Annotated in this window: 13 protein-coding genes; 8 read left to right on the top strand and 5 right to left on the bottom strand. The window is 71.2% G+C overall.

Features of this window, described 5'->3' with window-relative positions; all coding sequences use genetic code 11:
* Positions 1 to 51: 51 nt before the first annotated feature.
* Both ABD830_RS21185 and ABD830_RS21180 read left to right on the top strand, forming a co-directional pair.
* On the top strand, positions 52 to 318 hold the full coding sequence (locus tag ABD830_RS21185) for a DUF6504 family protein (RefSeq protein ID WP_344989855.1): 267 nt from the start codon (positions 52 to 54) through the stop codon (positions 316 to 318).
* Positions 318 to 3,971, top strand: coding sequence for a DNA polymerase III subunit alpha (locus tag ABD830_RS21180; RefSeq protein WP_344992964.1), 3,654 nt, complete (start codon positions 318 to 320; stop codon positions 3,969 to 3,971). Before ABD830_RS21185 ends, ABD830_RS21180 begins: the two co-directional genes overlap by 1 nt.
* A 53-nt stretch (positions 3,972 to 4,024) precedes the next feature.
* Here ABD830_RS21180 and ABD830_RS21175 read toward each other — a convergent pair whose 3' ends face one another.
* Together ABD830_RS21175 and ABD830_RS21170 are read right to left on the bottom strand one after the other, a co-directional pair.
* Positions 4,025 to 5,971 (bottom strand): FtsX-like permease family protein, encoded by a 1,947-nt coding sequence (locus ABD830_RS21175; protein ID WP_344989853.1) that lies wholly within the window; start codon positions 5,969 to 5,971, stop codon positions 4,025 to 4,027.
* Positions 5,968 to 6,648 (bottom strand): ABC transporter ATP-binding protein, encoded by a 681-nt coding sequence (locus tag ABD830_RS21170; protein WP_344989851.1) that lies wholly within the window; start codon positions 6,646 to 6,648, stop codon positions 5,968 to 5,970. Before ABD830_RS21170 ends, ABD830_RS21175 begins: the two co-directional genes overlap by 4 nt.
* Positions 6,649 to 6,740: 92 nt before the next feature.
* Here ABD830_RS21170 and ABD830_RS21165 point away from each other — a divergent pair, with 92 nt between their 5' ends.
* Positions 6,741 to 7,388 carry a response regulator gene (locus ABD830_RS21165; protein WP_344989848.1) on the top strand — a complete coding sequence of 216 codons (648 nt, stop codon included), beginning with the start codon at positions 6,741 to 6,743 and terminating at the stop codon, positions 7,386 to 7,388.
* A 46-nt stretch (positions 7,389 to 7,434) separates the two neighbouring features.
* The gene (locus ABD830_RS21160; RefSeq protein ID WP_344989845.1) at positions 7,435 to 8,160 is read left to right on the top strand and encodes a DUF4328 domain-containing protein; all 726 of its coding nucleotides are present in this window, start codon (positions 7,435 to 7,437) and stop codon (positions 8,158 to 8,160) included.
* 39 nt (positions 8,161 to 8,199) lie between these two features.
* Here the strand turns inward: ABD830_RS21160 and ABD830_RS21155 are convergent, their stop codons facing one another.
* Complete coding sequence (locus ABD830_RS21155) at positions 8,200 to 9,201, bottom strand: LLM class F420-dependent oxidoreductase (protein ID WP_344989842.1); 1,002 nt, start codon at positions 9,199 to 9,201, stop codon at positions 8,200 to 8,202.
* A 148-nt stretch (positions 9,202 to 9,349) separates the two neighbouring features.
* On the opposite strand from ABD830_RS21155, the gene ABD830_RS21150 reads away from it, so the two are divergent.
* Positions 9,350 to 10,717, top strand: coding sequence for a sulfatase family protein (locus ABD830_RS21150; protein ID WP_344989839.1), 1,368 nt, complete (start codon positions 9,350 to 9,352; stop codon positions 10,715 to 10,717).
* Here the strand turns inward: ABD830_RS21150 and ABD830_RS21145 are convergent.
* Positions 10,711 to 11,412 (bottom strand): FadR/GntR family transcriptional regulator, encoded by a 702-nt coding sequence (locus tag ABD830_RS21145; RefSeq protein ID WP_344989836.1) that lies wholly within the window; start codon positions 11,410 to 11,412, stop codon positions 10,711 to 10,713. The genes ABD830_RS21150 and ABD830_RS21145 overlap by 7 nt on opposite strands.
* Positions 11,413 to 11,498: 86 nt before the next feature.
* Between ABD830_RS21145 and ABD830_RS21140 the strand changes: the two genes are divergently transcribed.
* The 3 genes from ABD830_RS21140 to ABD830_RS21130 are packed head-to-tail and all read left to right on the top strand — an operon-like array spanning position 11,499 to position 14,162.
* The gene (locus ABD830_RS21140; RefSeq protein WP_344989834.1) at positions 11,499 to 12,230 is read left to right on the top strand and encodes a (Fe-S)-binding protein; all 732 of its coding nucleotides are present in this window, start codon (positions 11,499 to 11,501) and stop codon (positions 12,228 to 12,230) included.
* Positions 12,227 to 13,618, top strand: a complete 1,392-nt coding sequence (locus ABD830_RS21135; RefSeq protein WP_344989833.1) for a lactate utilization protein B — start codon at positions 12,227 to 12,229, stop codon at positions 13,616 to 13,618. Before ABD830_RS21140 ends, ABD830_RS21135 begins: the two co-directional genes overlap by 4 nt.
* Positions 13,605 to 14,162, top strand: a complete 558-nt coding sequence (locus tag ABD830_RS21130) for a LutC/YkgG family protein (protein ID WP_344989830.1) — start codon at positions 13,605 to 13,607, stop codon at positions 14,160 to 14,162. The genes ABD830_RS21135 and ABD830_RS21130 overlap by 14 nt, the downstream gene beginning before the upstream one ends.
* On the opposite strand, the gene ABD830_RS21125 is transcribed toward ABD830_RS21130, so the two are convergent.
* Positions 14,152 to 15,165, bottom strand: a complete 1,014-nt coding sequence (locus ABD830_RS21125; protein WP_344989827.1) for a baeRF2 domain-containing protein — start codon at positions 15,163 to 15,165, stop codon at positions 14,152 to 14,154. The genes ABD830_RS21130 and ABD830_RS21125 overlap by 11 nt on opposite strands.
* Between the last annotated feature and the right edge of the window lie 2 nt (positions 15,166 to 15,167).

The following is a 15,167-nucleotide window of genomic DNA, read 5'->3' as shown; positions in this document are numbered from 1 at the left end:
TCTTCCCCCGGGTGGCTCAGCATACGACCAGAGCCGCGGGGAGAAAGCGTCTTGAGCAGACTCTATGGCGATCCGATAGAGGTGTGGACCAGGGACGGGGAGCCGACCCAGTTCGTCTGGCGCGACCGGCTCTATCTCGTCCGCCGGGTCCTCGACCACTGGGTGGTCGCGCGCGAGTGGTGGAAGACCGGCGACGGCGACCCGGGCGAGCGCAAGTTCTGGCGGGTGGAGGCCGGCCCCGGGCGCGAGGTGGGCTCGTACGAGCTGCGTTACGACACCGCCGGCAACGGCTGGCTGCTCCTGAGGGCGTGGGACTGATGGCGCCGCCGTTCCCGCACCTCAGCGTCTGCTCCGCGTACTCCATGCGCTACGGCACGGCCTTCCCGCAGGCGCTGGTGAGCCGGGCGGTCGAGCACGGGATGGACATCCTCGCGCTGACCGACCGCGACGGCCTCTACGGCGCGGTCAAGCACGCCCAGGCGTGCGCGGACGCCGGGATCTCCGCGGTCTTCGGCGTCAACCTGGCGCTCGACGTCCTCCCGCCGCTGCCGGGGCTCGGGGTGCCCGGGCTGGACATGCCCGGACGCCGCGCGCCCCGCCCCAAGACCGGGCCGAACGCCGAGGACCGTGTCACGGTGCTGGCCCGCGCCAAGGGCTGGTCCCGGCTGTCCCGCCTGGTCACGGCCGCGCACTACGCCGGCGAGCGCGGCACGCCCAAGGTGAGCCGCGAGCTGATCGGCGAGTGGGCCGGCGGGCGCGATGACGGGCACGGCGGCGACCACGGGTTCGGCGCCGAGGACGGGCTCGTGGTGCTGCTCGGCCCCAGGTCCGACGTGGGCCGCGCGGTGGCCGAGCGGCGCGACGAGCAGGCCAGGACGCTGCTCGGGCTCTGGCGTGCCGCGGTGCCCGGCGTGGTGATCGAGCTGGTCGACCAGTACGGCTTCCGCGACGCCACCACGGCCGTGCACATGCTCGGCCTGGCCGAGTCCATGGGCGTCCCGGCGGTGCTGACCAACGCGGTGCGCTACCTCGACCCGGCCGACCACCAGGTCGGCGACGTGCTCGACGCGGCCCGCCAGCTCGTCCCGCTGCACCCGCGCCACCTCGACCGCATGACCTCCCACGCCTATCTCAAGAGCACCAAGGAGATGTGGCAGGTGGCGACCAAGGTCTGCGGCGCGGACCAGGAGCGGGTGGCGCGGCTGCTGTTCACGACCAGGCGGCTGGCCGAGGCGTGCGCGGTGGAGCCGGTCGAGCTGCTCGCGCTGCGGAGCGACCCGCCCAACCTGCACCTGCCCGAGATCGGCCGCGACCCGGTGCCGCTGCTGCGCCACCGGGTGGAGGACGGGCTGATCAGGCGCGGCCTCGACCGCTCCGGCGAGGCCAGGCGGCGCCTCAGGGACGAGATGGCCATCATCGAGCGCAAGCGCCTGTCCGGATACTTCATCGCCGTGGCCGGCATCACCGACATGATCCGCGGCAGGGGCATCCGCTGCGCCATCCGCGGCTCGGGCGCGGGCAGCCTGGTCAACTACCTCATCGGCATCGGCGAGGTGAACCCCATCGACCACGGCCTGCTCATGGAGCGCTTCCTGTCGGAGGGCCGCGTCGGGCTGCCCGACATCGACGTGGACGTGGAGTCGGCCCGCCGCCTCGACTGCTACAAGGCCATCTTCGAGCAGTACGGCGAGGCCCGCGTGGCCTGCGTGTCCATGATGGAGACCTACCGGGCGCGCAGCGCCATCCGCGACGTCGCGGGGGCCATGGGCCTGCCGCCGCACGAGATCGACGCCATCGCGAAGGCGTTCCCGCACATCAGGGCCAAGCAGATCACCGCGTCCCTCCACGACCTGCCCGAACTGCGCGAGAGCCGGCTCGGCGAGGCGGGGCTCGACCGGGTGTTCCGGCTGGCGGAGAAGCTCGACGGGCTGCCCAGGCACATCGCGCTGCACCCGTGCGGCGTGCTGGTCGGCAACGGGGGCCTGCGGGACAGGACCCCGGTGGAGCGCAGCCTGCTGGACTTCCCGATGTCGCAGTTCGACAAGGACGACGTGGAGGAGGCCGGGCTGCTCAAGCTCGACGTGCTGGGCGTGCGGATGCAGTCCGCGATGGCGTACGCGCTGAGCGAGATCAAGCGGGTGGACGACGTCGTGGTCGAGCTGGACAGCCAGAGCGGCGACGAGTCCGGCGTCCAGTACGTGCCGCACGACGACCAGGACACCTACGACATGATCTGCGCCAGCCGCACCCTCGGCTGCTTCCAGATCGAGTCTCCGGGGCAGCGCGAGCTGGTCGCCAAGCTGGAGCCGCGCAGGATGCACGACCTGATCGTGGACATCTCGCTGTTCAGGCCGGGCCCGGTCAACTCCGACATGGTCACCCCCTACCTGGAGGCCAGGCACGGGTGGCGGAAGCCGAACTACCCGCACGAGAGGCTGCGGGACGCGCTGAAGGAGACGCACGGCGTCGTGGTCTTCCACGAGCAGGTGCTCAGGATCATCGAGGTGATGACGGGGCGGGACCTGTCGTTCGCCGAGATGCTGCGGCGCACGCTGGCCACGCCGGAGGGGCGGGAGCTGGTGCGCAAGACGTTCGTGCCCATGGCCAGGGCCAACGGCTTCGACGACGCGGCCGTCGAGCGCGCCTGGCAGGTGCTGGACGCGTTCGGGGCCTTCGGCTTCTGCAAGGCGCACGCGGCGGCGTTCGCGCTGCCCACGTACCAGTCGGCCTGGCTCAAGCGGCACCACGCGGCGGCGTTCTTCGCCGGGGTGCTCACGCACGAGCCGGGCATGTACCCGCCGCGCGTCATCATCGACGAGGCCAGGCAGTGCGGGATCAAGATCCTGCCGCTCGACATCAACAAGTCGGGCAAGGACTGGCAGGTGGAGCGGCTCGGGCTGCGCGTGCGTCCCTCCTCGCTGAAGGGCGCCTCCACCCCGGTGCGCAAGGAGTTCAGGATCGGCGAGATCGGCAAGGGGTACGCGCTGCGGGTGCCGTTCTCGGCGGTCAAGGGGGTGAGCGAGGCCGAGGTCGAGCGCATGGTCGCCGGGCAGCCGTACACGTCGCTGGCCGACTTCTGGGACCGTGCCCGGCCCTCCCGGCCGACGATCGAGCGGATCGTCCAGGTCGGCGGGCTCGACGCGCTCCACGACCTGCACCCGGGCGGGCCCCGCTGGCGTCCGGGCGAGCTGACCCGCCGCGACCTGATCGCCCAGGTGGGGACGCTCGAGCGGGGCTCGTCGATCGGCGTGCGGTCGGGCGCGCCCGCCTCCAGGCGCTACGCCTCGCGGCCCGCCGGCGCGGCGGAGCCGTCGGTGCAGCTCCCGCTGGGCTTCACCGAGCACCTGCCGCCGGGGGAGCTGCCCGAGATGACGGAGACGGAGATGGTCGAGGCAGAGCTGGAGATCCTGGGCATCGACATCAGCCGCCACGTCATCAGCTTCTACGACGAGCTGCTCGACGGGCTCGCGGTGGTACGTTCCAGAGATCTCCTGAAGCAGCGCAACGGAGCGGTGGTGCTGGTCGCGGGGGTCAAGGTGGCCACGCAGACGCCTGCCGTGCGCTCGGGGCAGCGGGTCATCTTCACCACGCTCGACGACTCGACAGGGCCGATCGACCTGACGTTCTTCGAGTCGGTGCAGGGACGGTGTGCGGCGACGGTGTTCGGCTCGTGGCTCATGCTGGCCAAGGGGGTGGTCAGGCGCACGGGGACGCGGGCGGTGTCGCTGCGGGCGGTGGACTGCTGGAACCTGGCGGACCTGGAAAGGCTCTGGCGGGCCGAGGGCATCGAGGCGGTCCGCGCGCTCCTCGCCGAGCCGGCGGCCAAGGCGGCGGGGGTGACGGGCCGCAAGATCGAGTACGCCAACGGCTTCCGCCTCTCGCCCTACTCCGACCTCGGCCCCGCCGTCACCGACCCGCCCAGGCGACTCTGGCACGCCAGCCCCGGCAGCTCCGGCCCCACAGCGGCCTGACGCGCCGCCTTCCCCGCACCGGGGCGGTGAGGCGTGGGGCGGTGGCGGGCGCGTCAGTCCGGGCGCGGGGCCGGGTCGGCGGTCACCGAGCGGAGCAGGGGCCGACTCAGAGCCCCGGCGGCGATCACACCGGCGAAGCCCACGACGACGCAGCCCACCAGCGTGAGAACACCCACCATGCTCATCCCGCCGATCATGAACGGCACCGCGCAGAACACCCCCACCAGGATCGCCCCGCCCCCCATCACCGTCAGCGGGATGAGCGTCTCCGCCCGCCGTGCCCGATCGAGCACCTCCAGCGGCGTGCCCGCCAGCCGCAGCAGCCCGTACGTCTGCCGCCGGTCCAGCACGGACGACGCGGCCGTGATCCCCGAGCTGGCGATGGCCACCAGGAACGACACCGAGAGCACCACGATCGTGCCCACCCGGACGTCGGAGAGGATCTGGATGCCGAACCGCCCGTCGTCGGTCTCCGTCGTCGGGGTACGCCCGGGGACGAGCCCGGCGAGCGCGGTGCGTGCCCGGTCGATCGTGGCCGTGTCGGCGGAACTGCCCAGGGCGGCGACCACGACGGGCGCTGAGGACCGTCCGGTGGCCTTCACCGACGCGGTGATCCCGGCCGCCCGCAGCCGGTCGCGGGCCTGGTCGGCGACGGCCGCCCCCTGCGCGGCGGGCGCGGAGATCCGGAGCTGGGGAGGCGCCTGGCCGTCCTCGAACACACCGGGGCTGAGCAGGCCGAGGAAGCCCGCGACGAAGCCGGTCAGCGCGACGCCGCTCACCGTACGCCAGGCGGAGCGCGGATCGTCGACCAGCCGGCGGCCCGCCAGCAGCCGCGCGGGCGCCCGGGCGCTGCGGGCGGTGATCCGGCCGATCATGCCGACCACCCACGGGCCGGCCAGATTGACGCACAGGAACGCCAGCCCGAGCGCCGCCGCCACGAGCGCGGCGCTGGTTCCCCTGGTCAGCATCGGGAACACCGCCAGCACGGCCAGCAGGACGATCACTCGCAGGAACCGCATGCCGGGCGGCGTCTCGCGCTTGGCCACCCCGAGCGGGCTCACCACGACCCGCCGCAGCCCCGCCACCGCGGACAGGCCCACCAGCAGCGGCACCGCCACCAGCAGCGCGGCCAGGATCAGCGGGGAGGGGAACAGGTCGGAGACGAACGACGGGCCGCCCGCGATCGGGATGCGGGCCAGCAGCGGCGCGGCGACCGCGTAGCCGACGGTGCCGAGCAGCGCGCCCGCCAGCGCGACGATCGCCGCCTCGGCCACCGTCATACCGACCACCTGGCCCGGCGTCGCGCCCACCAGCCGCAACGTCGCCAGCCGCTGGTCACGCCGGGCGACCGTGAGCCTGGCCGCCGCGCCCCCGAACACCAGCAGCGGCACCACCATGAGCACGCTCGCGATCAGCGTGAGCACGCGGTACGCCTCGGAGTCCTCCGACGGGGCGCCCGCGAGATCGGCCACCCGGGCCGGGCCCTTGCCGATGATCCAGTCGTCGCTGCGCGGCGCCGTCATCTCGGGCGCGTCCGGCTTGTGGCCGACGACAGCGACCAGCTCGTCCGGATAGACCAGCGCCTCGTCGCCCAGCACGCCCTTGGGGTCGGGGTAGCGCTTGGCGAGCTGGTCCGCCGGGAGCTCCTTGGCCAGCTCGGCCAGCGCGGGGGAGAGCCACACCTCGCCGGGAGCGGGGAAGCGGGGCAGCCCGGGCGGCGCGTGCACCCCGTTCTTGAGCGCGGCCAGGTCGACGACCGTGATCGCCCGCTCGCCGACGAAGTCGAAGCGGGCCGCCTCGATCGCGACCGCGCCTTCCTTGGCGGGTACGGGATTGCGCCAGGCGCCGCGGTCGGCCCTGGCCTCGAAGGCGTAGTTCGCGGCCACGGCGAACAGCAGCAGCGCCGTGGAGACGGCGACGGCGCCCAGCGTGAGCCAGGTGCCCAGCATCCCCTTGCGGCCGGCGCCCTTGAGCAGCCGCCAGGTCAGGTCGAGGTTCACGCGCGCACCCCGCTCGCGGTCATGAGCTGTCCGTCACGGACCTCGACCGTGCGGTCGCACCAGGCGGCCACGTTCGGGTCGTGGGTGACGACGATCAGGCAGGCGTGGTTGTGCTTGGTCGCCTCCACGAGCAGCCGCATCGTGTCCTGCCCGGTCCGCTGGTCGAGCGCCCCCGTGGGCTCGTCGGCGAACACCACGGCCGGCTTGGTGACCAGCGCCCTCGCGATGGCCACCCGCTGAGCCTGCCCGCCGGACAGCTCACCCGGCCGCCTGGTCTCCATGGAGTGCAGGCCGAGGGGCGCGAACCACTCGCGCGCCTGGCGTACCGCCTGGACCCTCGGCACCCCGCCCAGCATGAGCGGGAGCGCCACGTTCTCCTCCGCGGGCAGCTCGGGCAGGAGCTGGCCGAACTGGAAGACGAAGCCGAAGCGGGTGCGCCGCAGCGCGCTGCGCTTGCGCTCGCCCATCGCGTCGATGCGCTGGCCGAGCAGGTGCACCTCGCCCGCGTCCGGCTTCATGATCCCGGCCAGGCAGTGCAGCAGGGTCGACTTGCCGGAACCGCTCGGCCCCATGATCGCCACGGCTTCGCCGGTCCGTACGGTGATGTCCACGCCGCCCAGGGCGACCGTCTGCCCGAACCTCTTGGTCAGGGTCCGTCCAACAAGTACGTCGTTCATGACGTACAGACTTCCGGCGCGGCAGGGGGCGGCGGATCGGCCGTGCGACCATTTCCGCCTCGGCCGAACGGACGATCCTTAGAGTTGGGGTCGTGACTATTCGGGTTCTCATCGCCGATGACCAGCAACTGGTACGAACCGGCTTCCAGATGATTTTGGCCGCTCAACCGGACATGGAGGTCGTCGCCGCGGTGGCCGACGGCGCCGAGGCGGTGTCCGAGGCCAGGCGGCTCAGGCCGGACGTGTGCCTGCTCGACATCAGGATGCCCAAGCTCGACGGGCTTGAGGTGACCCGGGCGCTGGCGGGTCCCGGCGTGGAGAACCCCCTGCGGGTGGTCATCGTCACCACGTTCGACCTGGACGAGTACGTCTACGGAGCCCTGCGCTCCGGTGCGACCGGCTTCCTGCTCAAGGACAGCGGCCCCACGCTGCTGATCGAGGCGGTCAGGGCCGCCGCGGCGGGCGACGCGCTGGTGTCCCCGTCGGTGACGGTACGGCTGCTGCAGCACCTGGCCCAGCCCAAGCGGGCCGTGCCTGCCATGAACGACCCGCTGACCGACCGCGAGCTGGACGTCGTGCGCCTGATCGCCAGGGGCCGCACCAACCAGGAGGTGGCCGCGGAGCTGTTCGTGTCGCTCTCCACGGTGAAGACGCACCTGGGCAGCATCTTCGCCAAGCTCGGTGTCCGCAATCGAGTTGAAATCGCAGCTTGGGCGTGGGAATCCGGTGTCGTGAGCTGATTAGCAGCGGGGCTCCCGGGATAAAAGTGAATCAGAACCTCAGCGCATGGCCCGGGGGGAGAACAACGTGCGCTACACACAGGCACCACCGACAAGAGCCGCCTTTGCCGTATATGTGACGCTTGCCGCCCAGGTCATCTCCCTCGGTGCCCTCGTGATCTTCGAGCAGATCCGTGGCCGTCACCTCGCCGCCCAGCTCGCCGCCTTCGGGGGCCGCCCGCAGGGGGCCGACGCGGAGGCCGTGGTGGGGGCGGTGACGGCGTTCGCGGTGCTCCTGATGCTGGTGGCGGGCACCTCGATAGCGGCGGCCGCCGCCTACGTGACGTGGCTCGTGCGGGCCAGGCAGGCCAACGACCGCTCGGCGACCTCCGGTCCCGTGGCCGCCGCCTGGTTGATCCCCGGCGTCAACCTGGTGGCGCCCGTGGTGCTGCTGGACGAGGTGTGGCACGGCACCAGGCCGCCCGCGGGGCGCCGGGGGCGGTGGGTGGCGATGCTGGCGGCGTGGTGGCTGACCTGGCTGGCCACGCTCGCGCTCATCACGATCCGGGTGCCGCTCGCCTCGTCCGCCGGCGGCCTGACGGGGGTGGGCGTGCTGGAGCTCGCCTGCTCGGCGGTGGCCGCCCTGCTCTGCGCGGGCACGGTACGCGAGCTGACGCGGCTGCAGCGCGCCGCCCGCGCTCCCCGGGCCGCCGAGCCCGGCACCGTGCACGCGTTCTCACCGCAGCAGCCCCACCCGGCGCCCGGCTCGACCCCGATCGGCCGCACCGGCTGATCCTGGGCGGTGTGCGTGTGCGTGTGCGTGTGCGTGTGCTCAGCCGAGGACCAGGTCGCGGATGAGCTTCAGCGAGGGCTCGTCGCGCGGGCCCATGACCAGGAGGCTCGTGACGGGGCTCTTGTGCCAGAGCTCCAGACGTTCCTTGATCCGCCCGGGCGGTCCGACGAGCGAGATGCCGTCGGCCAGCTCGTCCGGAATCGCCCGGAACGCCTCGTCCTTCCGTCCGGAGAGGTAGAGCGATTGGATGTGTTCCGCCGCTTCGGCGTAGCCCATCCGGCCGATGATGTCGGCATGGAAGTTGCGGTGCCTGGCCCCCATGCCGCCGATGTACAGCGTGAGCATCATCTTCACGCCGTCCAGCGCGGCCCGTACGTCGTCGGAGATGACCACCATCACCATGGCCGCCACGTCGAAGCCCTCGGAAGCGCCCGCGAGCGCCTCGCCGTACATCTCCTCGATCTTGGAGGGGAACGCGAACAGCGGCAGCCAGCCCTGTGCCATCTCGGCGGCCAGGGCGACGTTCTTGGGCCCTTCCGCGCCGAGGTAGACGGGGATGTCGGAGCGGAGCGGATGTGTGATGAGCTTGAGCGGTTTGCCCAGGCCGCCCGCGAGCGGGAGCGGGTAGTGCGGGCCGTCGCTGGTGACCGGCTCCTCGCGGCGCCAGACCTTGCGCATGATCTCGATGTACTCGCGGGTCCTGGCCAGGGGTCTGGCGAACGGCTGGCCGTACCAGCCCTCCACGACCTGAGGGCCCGAGGCGCCCACGCCGAGCAGCAGGCGGCCGCCGGTGAGGTGGTCGATGGTCATCGCCGTCATCGCCGTCGTGACGGGTGGTCTGGCCGACATCTGGGCGATCGAGGTGCCCAGCTTGATCCGGCTCGTCCGTGCTCCGTACCAGGCCAGCGGGGTGAAGACATCGCTGCCGTACGCCTCTGCCGTCCACACCGAGTCGTAGCCGAGCCGCTCCGCCGCGAGCACCGACTCGGTCGCGTCGTCGGCGTGGCGCTGCCAGTAGCCAAGGTTCAGGCCGAGTTTCATGTGACACCTCCGGAATTAAGTTCTATTACGGCCGCCTCGGCCTCACGTGTCAATGGTGGATCTTGCGGGGAAGTGACACTCTGTGATCAAAGGTCTGTGTCGTCTCGCCTGCCTTCTGCTTCTCCTCCAGACGGCGGCCGGGACCGCGATGGCTGAGGGCAAGTCCCGGCCGAACATCGTGCTCGTGATGGCCGACGACCTCGAAACGGGGACGTTGCCGTACTTTCCGAACATCACCCAGCACCTCGTACGCCAGGGCGCCTTCTTCGACCGCTTCTTCGTGACGAACTCCTGGTGCTGTCCGTCCAGGTCGTCGATCCTGCGTTCCCAGTACGTCCACAGCCATGGCGTTCTGACGAACACCGCCCCCGAAGGAGGGTTCGACCGCTTTCACGAGCTAGGTCTGGAACGTTCCACTATCGGGACCTGGATGCAGCAAGCCGGATATCGCACGGCGCTGATGGGCAAATACCTCAATCACTACCCCGGGGGAACGGCCGAGGAGTCGTTCGTGCCGCCCGGGTGGGACGAATGGGACGTACCGGTCCGCGCCCTCTACGAGGAGTACGGCTACCGGCTCAACGAGAACGGCGCCCTGTTCGACTACGGCTGGACCGAGCAGGACTACCTGTCGGACGTGCTGGCCCGCAAGGCCGCCGACTTCATCGCCGGCTCGACGGAGAAGCCGTTCTTCCTGTATCTGGCGCCGATCGGCCCGCACAACCCGGACAATCCGGCCGTCCGGCACGCGAACGCGTTCGCCGGGAGCACGGCGCCGCGGACACCCTCGTTCAACCAGGCGGACGTGAGCGCCGAGCCGCTCTGGCTGCAGGCAAGGCCCGAGATCTCGCAGGAGGGCATGGACGAGATCGACGAGCGCTACCGCGCCAGGATGCGGGCCATGCTCGGCGTGGACGACCTCGTCGGCTCCGTGGTGACGGCGCTCCAGCAGGCCGGCCAGCTCGACAACACCTACATCTTCTTCACCTCGGACAACGGCTTCCATCTCGGTACGCATCGGCTCAGGCAGGGCAAGACCACCCCGTTCGACGAGGCGATCAGGGTCCCCCTGGTCGTCCGCGGCCCCGGCGTCAAGGCGAGCTCCATGATCGATCAGCTGGGCTCGACGGTGGACCTCGCGACGACCTTCGCCGAGCTGGGCGGGGCCACCGTGCCGCCGTTCGCGGAGGGGCGGTCGCTGGTTCCCCTGCTGAAGGGGCGGCCGCCTGCGGAGTGGCGCGCGAACGTGCTGGTCGAGTTCAACAGGCCGGCCAACGCGGCGTCGGCCGCCCAGACTCCGGTGCCCAACTATCGGGCATTGCGTACGGACCAGTACGCCTATGTTGAGTACGGGACGGGCGAGAAGCAGCTCTACGACCTGCACGACGATCCGTACGAGCTGCACAATCTGGCCGCGGGCGCCGATCCCGCGCTGCTGGCCAACCTCGAGGCCCGGCTGTCGGCGATGGCGGCCTGCTCGGGCGCCACCTGCCGGCAGGCCGACATGCGTCAGTGACCGAAAAGCGAGGGGTAGGCGTGTGCCAGGTGCTCGGAGACCGCCCGTGCGGCCTCGCCCGCCTCGCCGCGCTCGATGGCCTCGAGAATGCGTACGTGGTCGGCGCGCAGGATCGACGTGTCGCCCAGGCGCTGCACCGCTTCGACCGAGTACCTCCGCATCGAGTCCCGGAGTGAGCGCATGATGGCGGCGATGAGCCGGTTGCCCGACGCGTCCGCTATCGCGCAGTGAAAGGCCGTGTCGTGCTCCACGAACTCCTCCGCGGACTTCGCCGCGTCCATCCCGGAAAGAGCGGCGGCGAGCGCGGATGTGTCGGCCTGTGTGGAGGCGGCGTGGACGGCGGCCCACTGCTCGATCATGTGGCGGGCGTCGATGACCTCGCGCATCTCCAGACTGGCCAGGCCGAGGTGGAGCCTGAGCAGGTCCGACAGCGCCGTGTCGGGGCGCGAGGTGAGCACGGCCCCCGCGTCCGGCCCCCGCCCCACCTGCGAGGACACCACGCCCAGCGTCTCCAGCACGCGCATGGCCTCGCGTACCGAGGAGCGGCTGACGCCGAGCTGCTCGGCGAGCTGGCGTTCGGCGGGCAGCCGGTCGCCTGCCGTGAGCCCGTCCTCGGTGATGCGCCGCTCGATCTGTGCGAGGACCTCCTCGAACGTCCGCGTTCGCTTGACGGGACGCCAGCCGCCTTCGTCCAACGGAGCCCCCTCATGGTGGCCGGAAAGGAAGTGGTTCGATATGGTCTGACCATACTGTGGTCGGACCATACCTTGGAAGGAGGGTCGTGCGAGTCGCCCTTTTCATCACGTGTGTGAACGACACGCTCTTCCCCGGCACCGGCAGGGCCGTCGTGTCGCTCCTGCGCAGGCTCGGCTGCGACGTGGACTTCCCCGCCGCCCAGACGTGCTGCGGCCAGATGCACGTCAACACCGGCTACCGGGAGGAGGGCGTGCGGCTGGCCCGCCACTTCACCGAGGTGTTCGCTGGGTACGACGCCGTCGTGGCGCCGTCGGGGTCGTGCGCGGCCATGGTCCGGGAGCAGTACCCGAAGCTGGCCAGGCCGGGCAGCAGGGGAGCGGCGGCCATCGCGGAGGTCGCGCCGAAGGTGTACGAACTGTCCGAGTTCCTGATCGACGTGCTGAAGGTTGAGGACGTCGGCGCATATTTCCCGCACCGGGTGACATATCACCCGACGTGCCACTCGCTCCGCGGCCTCCACCTCGGCGACCGGCCCACCAGGCTGCTGAAGAACGTACGCGGCCTGGAGCTGGTCCCGCTGCCGGGGTCGGAGGAGTGCTGCGGTTTCGGCGGCACGTTCGCGGTCAAGAACCCGGCCGTCTCCGCGGCCATGGGCGCCGACAAGACCCGCAACATCCTCGACACCGGCGCCGAAGTGCTCTGCGCGGCGGACAACTCGTGCCTGATGCACATCGGCGGCACGCTGAGCCGCCAGAAGACCGGCGTCAGGACCATGCACCTGGCCGAGATCCTCGCATCCACGGAGGAGGCCCAATGAGCGCCACGTTCCTCGGCATGCCCGGAAATTTCCCTAAAAACGCTGCTAAAGCCGTTCATAACTCGCAGCTCCGCTACAACCTCCGCAAAGCCACTCACACCATCCGAGGCAAGCGCGCGAACGTCGTCGGCGAGCTGCCGGACTGGCAGGAGCTCCGCGCGGCCGGCAAGGCGATCAAGGACCACACCCTCCGCAACCTCGACCGCTATCTGATCCAGCTCGAGGAGGCGGTCACCAGGGCGGGCGGCACCGTCCACTGGGCCAGGGACGCCGCCGAGGCCAACGCCATCGTCGCGGGCCTGGTCAAGGCCACCGGCGAGACCGAGGTGGTCAAGGTCAAGTCGATGGCCACCCAGGAGATCGAGCTCAACCAGGCGCTGGCCGAGCAGGGCATCACCGCGTACGAGACGGACCTGGCCGAGCTGATCGTCCAGCTCGGCGACGACTTCCCCAGCCACATCCTGGTCCCGGCGATCCACCGCAACCGGTCGGAAATCCGCGAGATCTTCCTGGAGAAGATGCCCAAGGTCCCGCCGCACCTGACCGACGACCCGCCCGCGCTGGCCGAGGCCGCCCGGCTCCACCTGCGCGAACGCTTCCTCAAGAGCAAGGTCGCGATCTCCGGGGCCAACTTCATGGTCGCCGAGACCGGCACGTTGGTCGTGCTGGAGTCGGAGGGCAACGGCCGCATGTGCCTGACCCTCCCCGAGACGCTCATCAGCGTCGTCGGGATCGAGAAGCTCCTCCCCTCCTGGCGGGATCTGGAGGTGTTCCTCCAGCTCCTGCCGAGAAGCTCCACAGGCGAGCGGATGAACCCCTATACGAGCATGTGGACGGGCGCCGTCGAGGGCCAGGACTTCCACCTGGTGCTCCTCGACAACGGCCGCACGGACGTGCTCGCCGACGAGGTGGGCCGCCAGGCGTTGCGCTGCATCCGCTGTTCGGCCTGCCTGAACGTGTGCCCGGTGTACGAGCGCGCGGGCGGCCACGCGTACGGCTCGGTCTACCCGGGCCCGATCGGCGCCATCCTCACCCCGCAGCTCAGAGGCATGTCATCGGACCTGGACGCCTCGCTGCCGTTCGCCTCCAGCCTCTGCGGCGCCTGCTACGAGGTCTGCCCGGTCGCCATCGACATCCCCGAGGTCCTGGTGGACCTGCGGGCCAAGGCCCCGCACGCGGCGGCGGAGCGGGCCGGCATGAAGGTGGCCGGCTGGATACTCAACGACCACGAACGGCTCGCCAAGGCCCAGCGTGCGGCGAGTCGCCTGCGCGGGCTCATACCGAAACGTCTGCCCGGGCCGATGTCGGCGTGGACCGACACCAGGGACATGCCGGAAATTCCGGAAGAATCCTTCAGAGACTGGTGGGAGCGCAATGAGCGCGCGTGAGGAGATCCTCGCACGGATCGGCAAGGCGGTCGCGGGTGCGGCGGACGTCGAGATCCCCCGGCACTACCGGACGGCGCCGCAGGTGGAGGATCTCGTAGGCCTGTTCGCCGAGCGGGTGGACGACTACCGGGCCATCGTGCACGTGCTCCCCGCCGCCGAGGTACCCGCGAAGATCGACGAGGTCGTCGCAGGCCGCCGCATGATCGTCCCGGAGGGGTTCGACCGCGAGGGCGGCTGGACCGACCTCGACACCGCCGACGGAGTGATCACGTACTGCGCGGTGGGCATCGCGGAGACCGGCACGATCGTGCTCGACCACGGCCCCGGCCAGGGCACGCGGGCCCAGACGCTGGTTCCCGACTACCACCTGTGCGTGGTGCGGGCCGACCAGATCGTGGGCGGGGTGCCGGAGGCCGTCGCCCGGCTCGACCCGGCACGCCCGCTCACCTGGATCAGCGGCCCGTCGGCCACCAGTGACATCGAGCTGAACCGGGTCGAGGGCGTGCACGGCCCCCGTACCCTCGAGGTGATCATCAGTACCTGAGCACGGCCGCCACGTCCTTGACGGCGTCGGAGAACCACAGCTCCGCGTCCGTCATCGCGGCGGCCCTGGCCAGGGCGGCGTCCGAGCGCTCCTTGACCGGCTCGTTCACGCCCCAGCGCTGCAGCTCGTTCGGGTCGGTGGCGAGCTGGGTGCCGCCCTCGCCGATCCAGATGGGGTTCGGCAGCTCGCCGGGTGTGAGCACCGCGTGCACCCGGCCCTCGCGCAGTGCCTGCGCGACGCGGGCCATCCCGTGGGGCCCCGACATCTCCTGGTGCCGCTCCAGCAGCTCGGCGCGCCTGCGGTCGAGCCACTGGTCGAGCGCCCGCTCCACGTCCTCCTCGAACTGCCCGTGGTCGGCCCGGCTGCCGTGCTCGACCATCATGACCCGGTCGGCGGACTTGGTGCCAAGATGGTGCAGCAGGTACGAGCGGGACTTCGGCTCGCCCGCGACCAGGACGAGCTCCGCGCCGATGCGGCGGACCTGCTCGTCGACCTCGTGGGCGACGGCCACGGCGTTCTTCTCCCAGGCCTCGTCCACCGCGCGCTCGTACCGCTTCTGCGACCAGCCGCCCTGCGCGGTCTTCTGCAGCGGCCAGTCAGCCGCCTCCACGACGGCCCGGCGCGGCGACCCGCCGCCGAACACCGTCAGCTCGGCCCCGGCGTGGTCCACGATGACCCGCAGGTGCGGGACGTTCTCGCCGCGCATCATGAGCATGGGCGTGACGTGCGGCAGCGGCGACCAGCTGCCCAGGTCGTACGGCGCCCTGGAAAGCGCCTCCGACAGCACCACGTCGCCGTGCGTGCCGAACATCGCCCGACCGGGTGCGGGCCGCTGGGACTCCTCCTCCAGCGCCTCCAGGGTGGCCTTGTCGGCCTCGTCCTCGAGCTGGTCACGCACGCCACGCCAGTGGGCCTCGCGCTCCGTCCCCGTGTACGCGCCGAAGTAGACGGACGCGTACGGGCCGCTCCGCTCGTACAGCGGTCGGATGAAGTCGAGCCGCACCG

Origin of the sequence: Nonomuraea helvata (genome assembly GCF_039535785.1) — a bacterium.
In the GTDB taxonomy this organism is placed as follows: domain Bacteria; phylum Actinomycetota; class Actinomycetes; order Streptosporangiales; family Streptosporangiaceae; genus Nonomuraea; species Nonomuraea helvata.
Note: the sequence above shows the minus strand (reverse complement) of the source record. Positions and strands in the feature narration are given on the sequence as shown.

What these genes read in the sequence shown, in the direction of transcription:
- ABD830_RS21180 (WP_344992964.1), top strand. Translation starts at nt 318, where the DNA reads ATGGCGCCGCCGTTCCCGCACCTCAGCGTCTGCTCCGCGTACTCCATG.
- ABD830_RS21170 (WP_344989851.1), bottom strand. Translation starts at nt 6,648, where the DNA reads ATGAACGACGTACTTGTTGGACGGACCCTGACCAAGAGGTTCGGGCAG.
- ABD830_RS21160 (WP_344989845.1), top strand. Translation starts at nt 7,435, where the DNA reads ATGGCCCGGGGGGAGAACAACGTGCGCTACACACAGGCACCACCGACA.
- ABD830_RS21155 (WP_344989842.1), bottom strand. Translation starts at nt 9,201, where the DNA reads ATGAAACTCGGCCTGAACCTTGGCTACTGGCAGCGCCACGCCGACGAC.
- ABD830_RS21150 (WP_344989839.1), top strand. Translation starts at nt 9,350, where the DNA reads ATGGCTGAGGGCAAGTCCCGGCCGAACATCGTGCTCGTGATGGCCGAC.
- ABD830_RS21135 (WP_344989833.1), top strand. Translation starts at nt 12,227, where the DNA reads ATGAGCGCCACGTTCCTCGGCATGCCCGGAAATTTCCCTAAAAACGCT.
- ABD830_RS21130 (WP_344989830.1), top strand. Translation starts at nt 13,605, where the DNA reads ATGAGCGCGCGTGAGGAGATCCTCGCACGGATCGGCAAGGCGGTCGCG.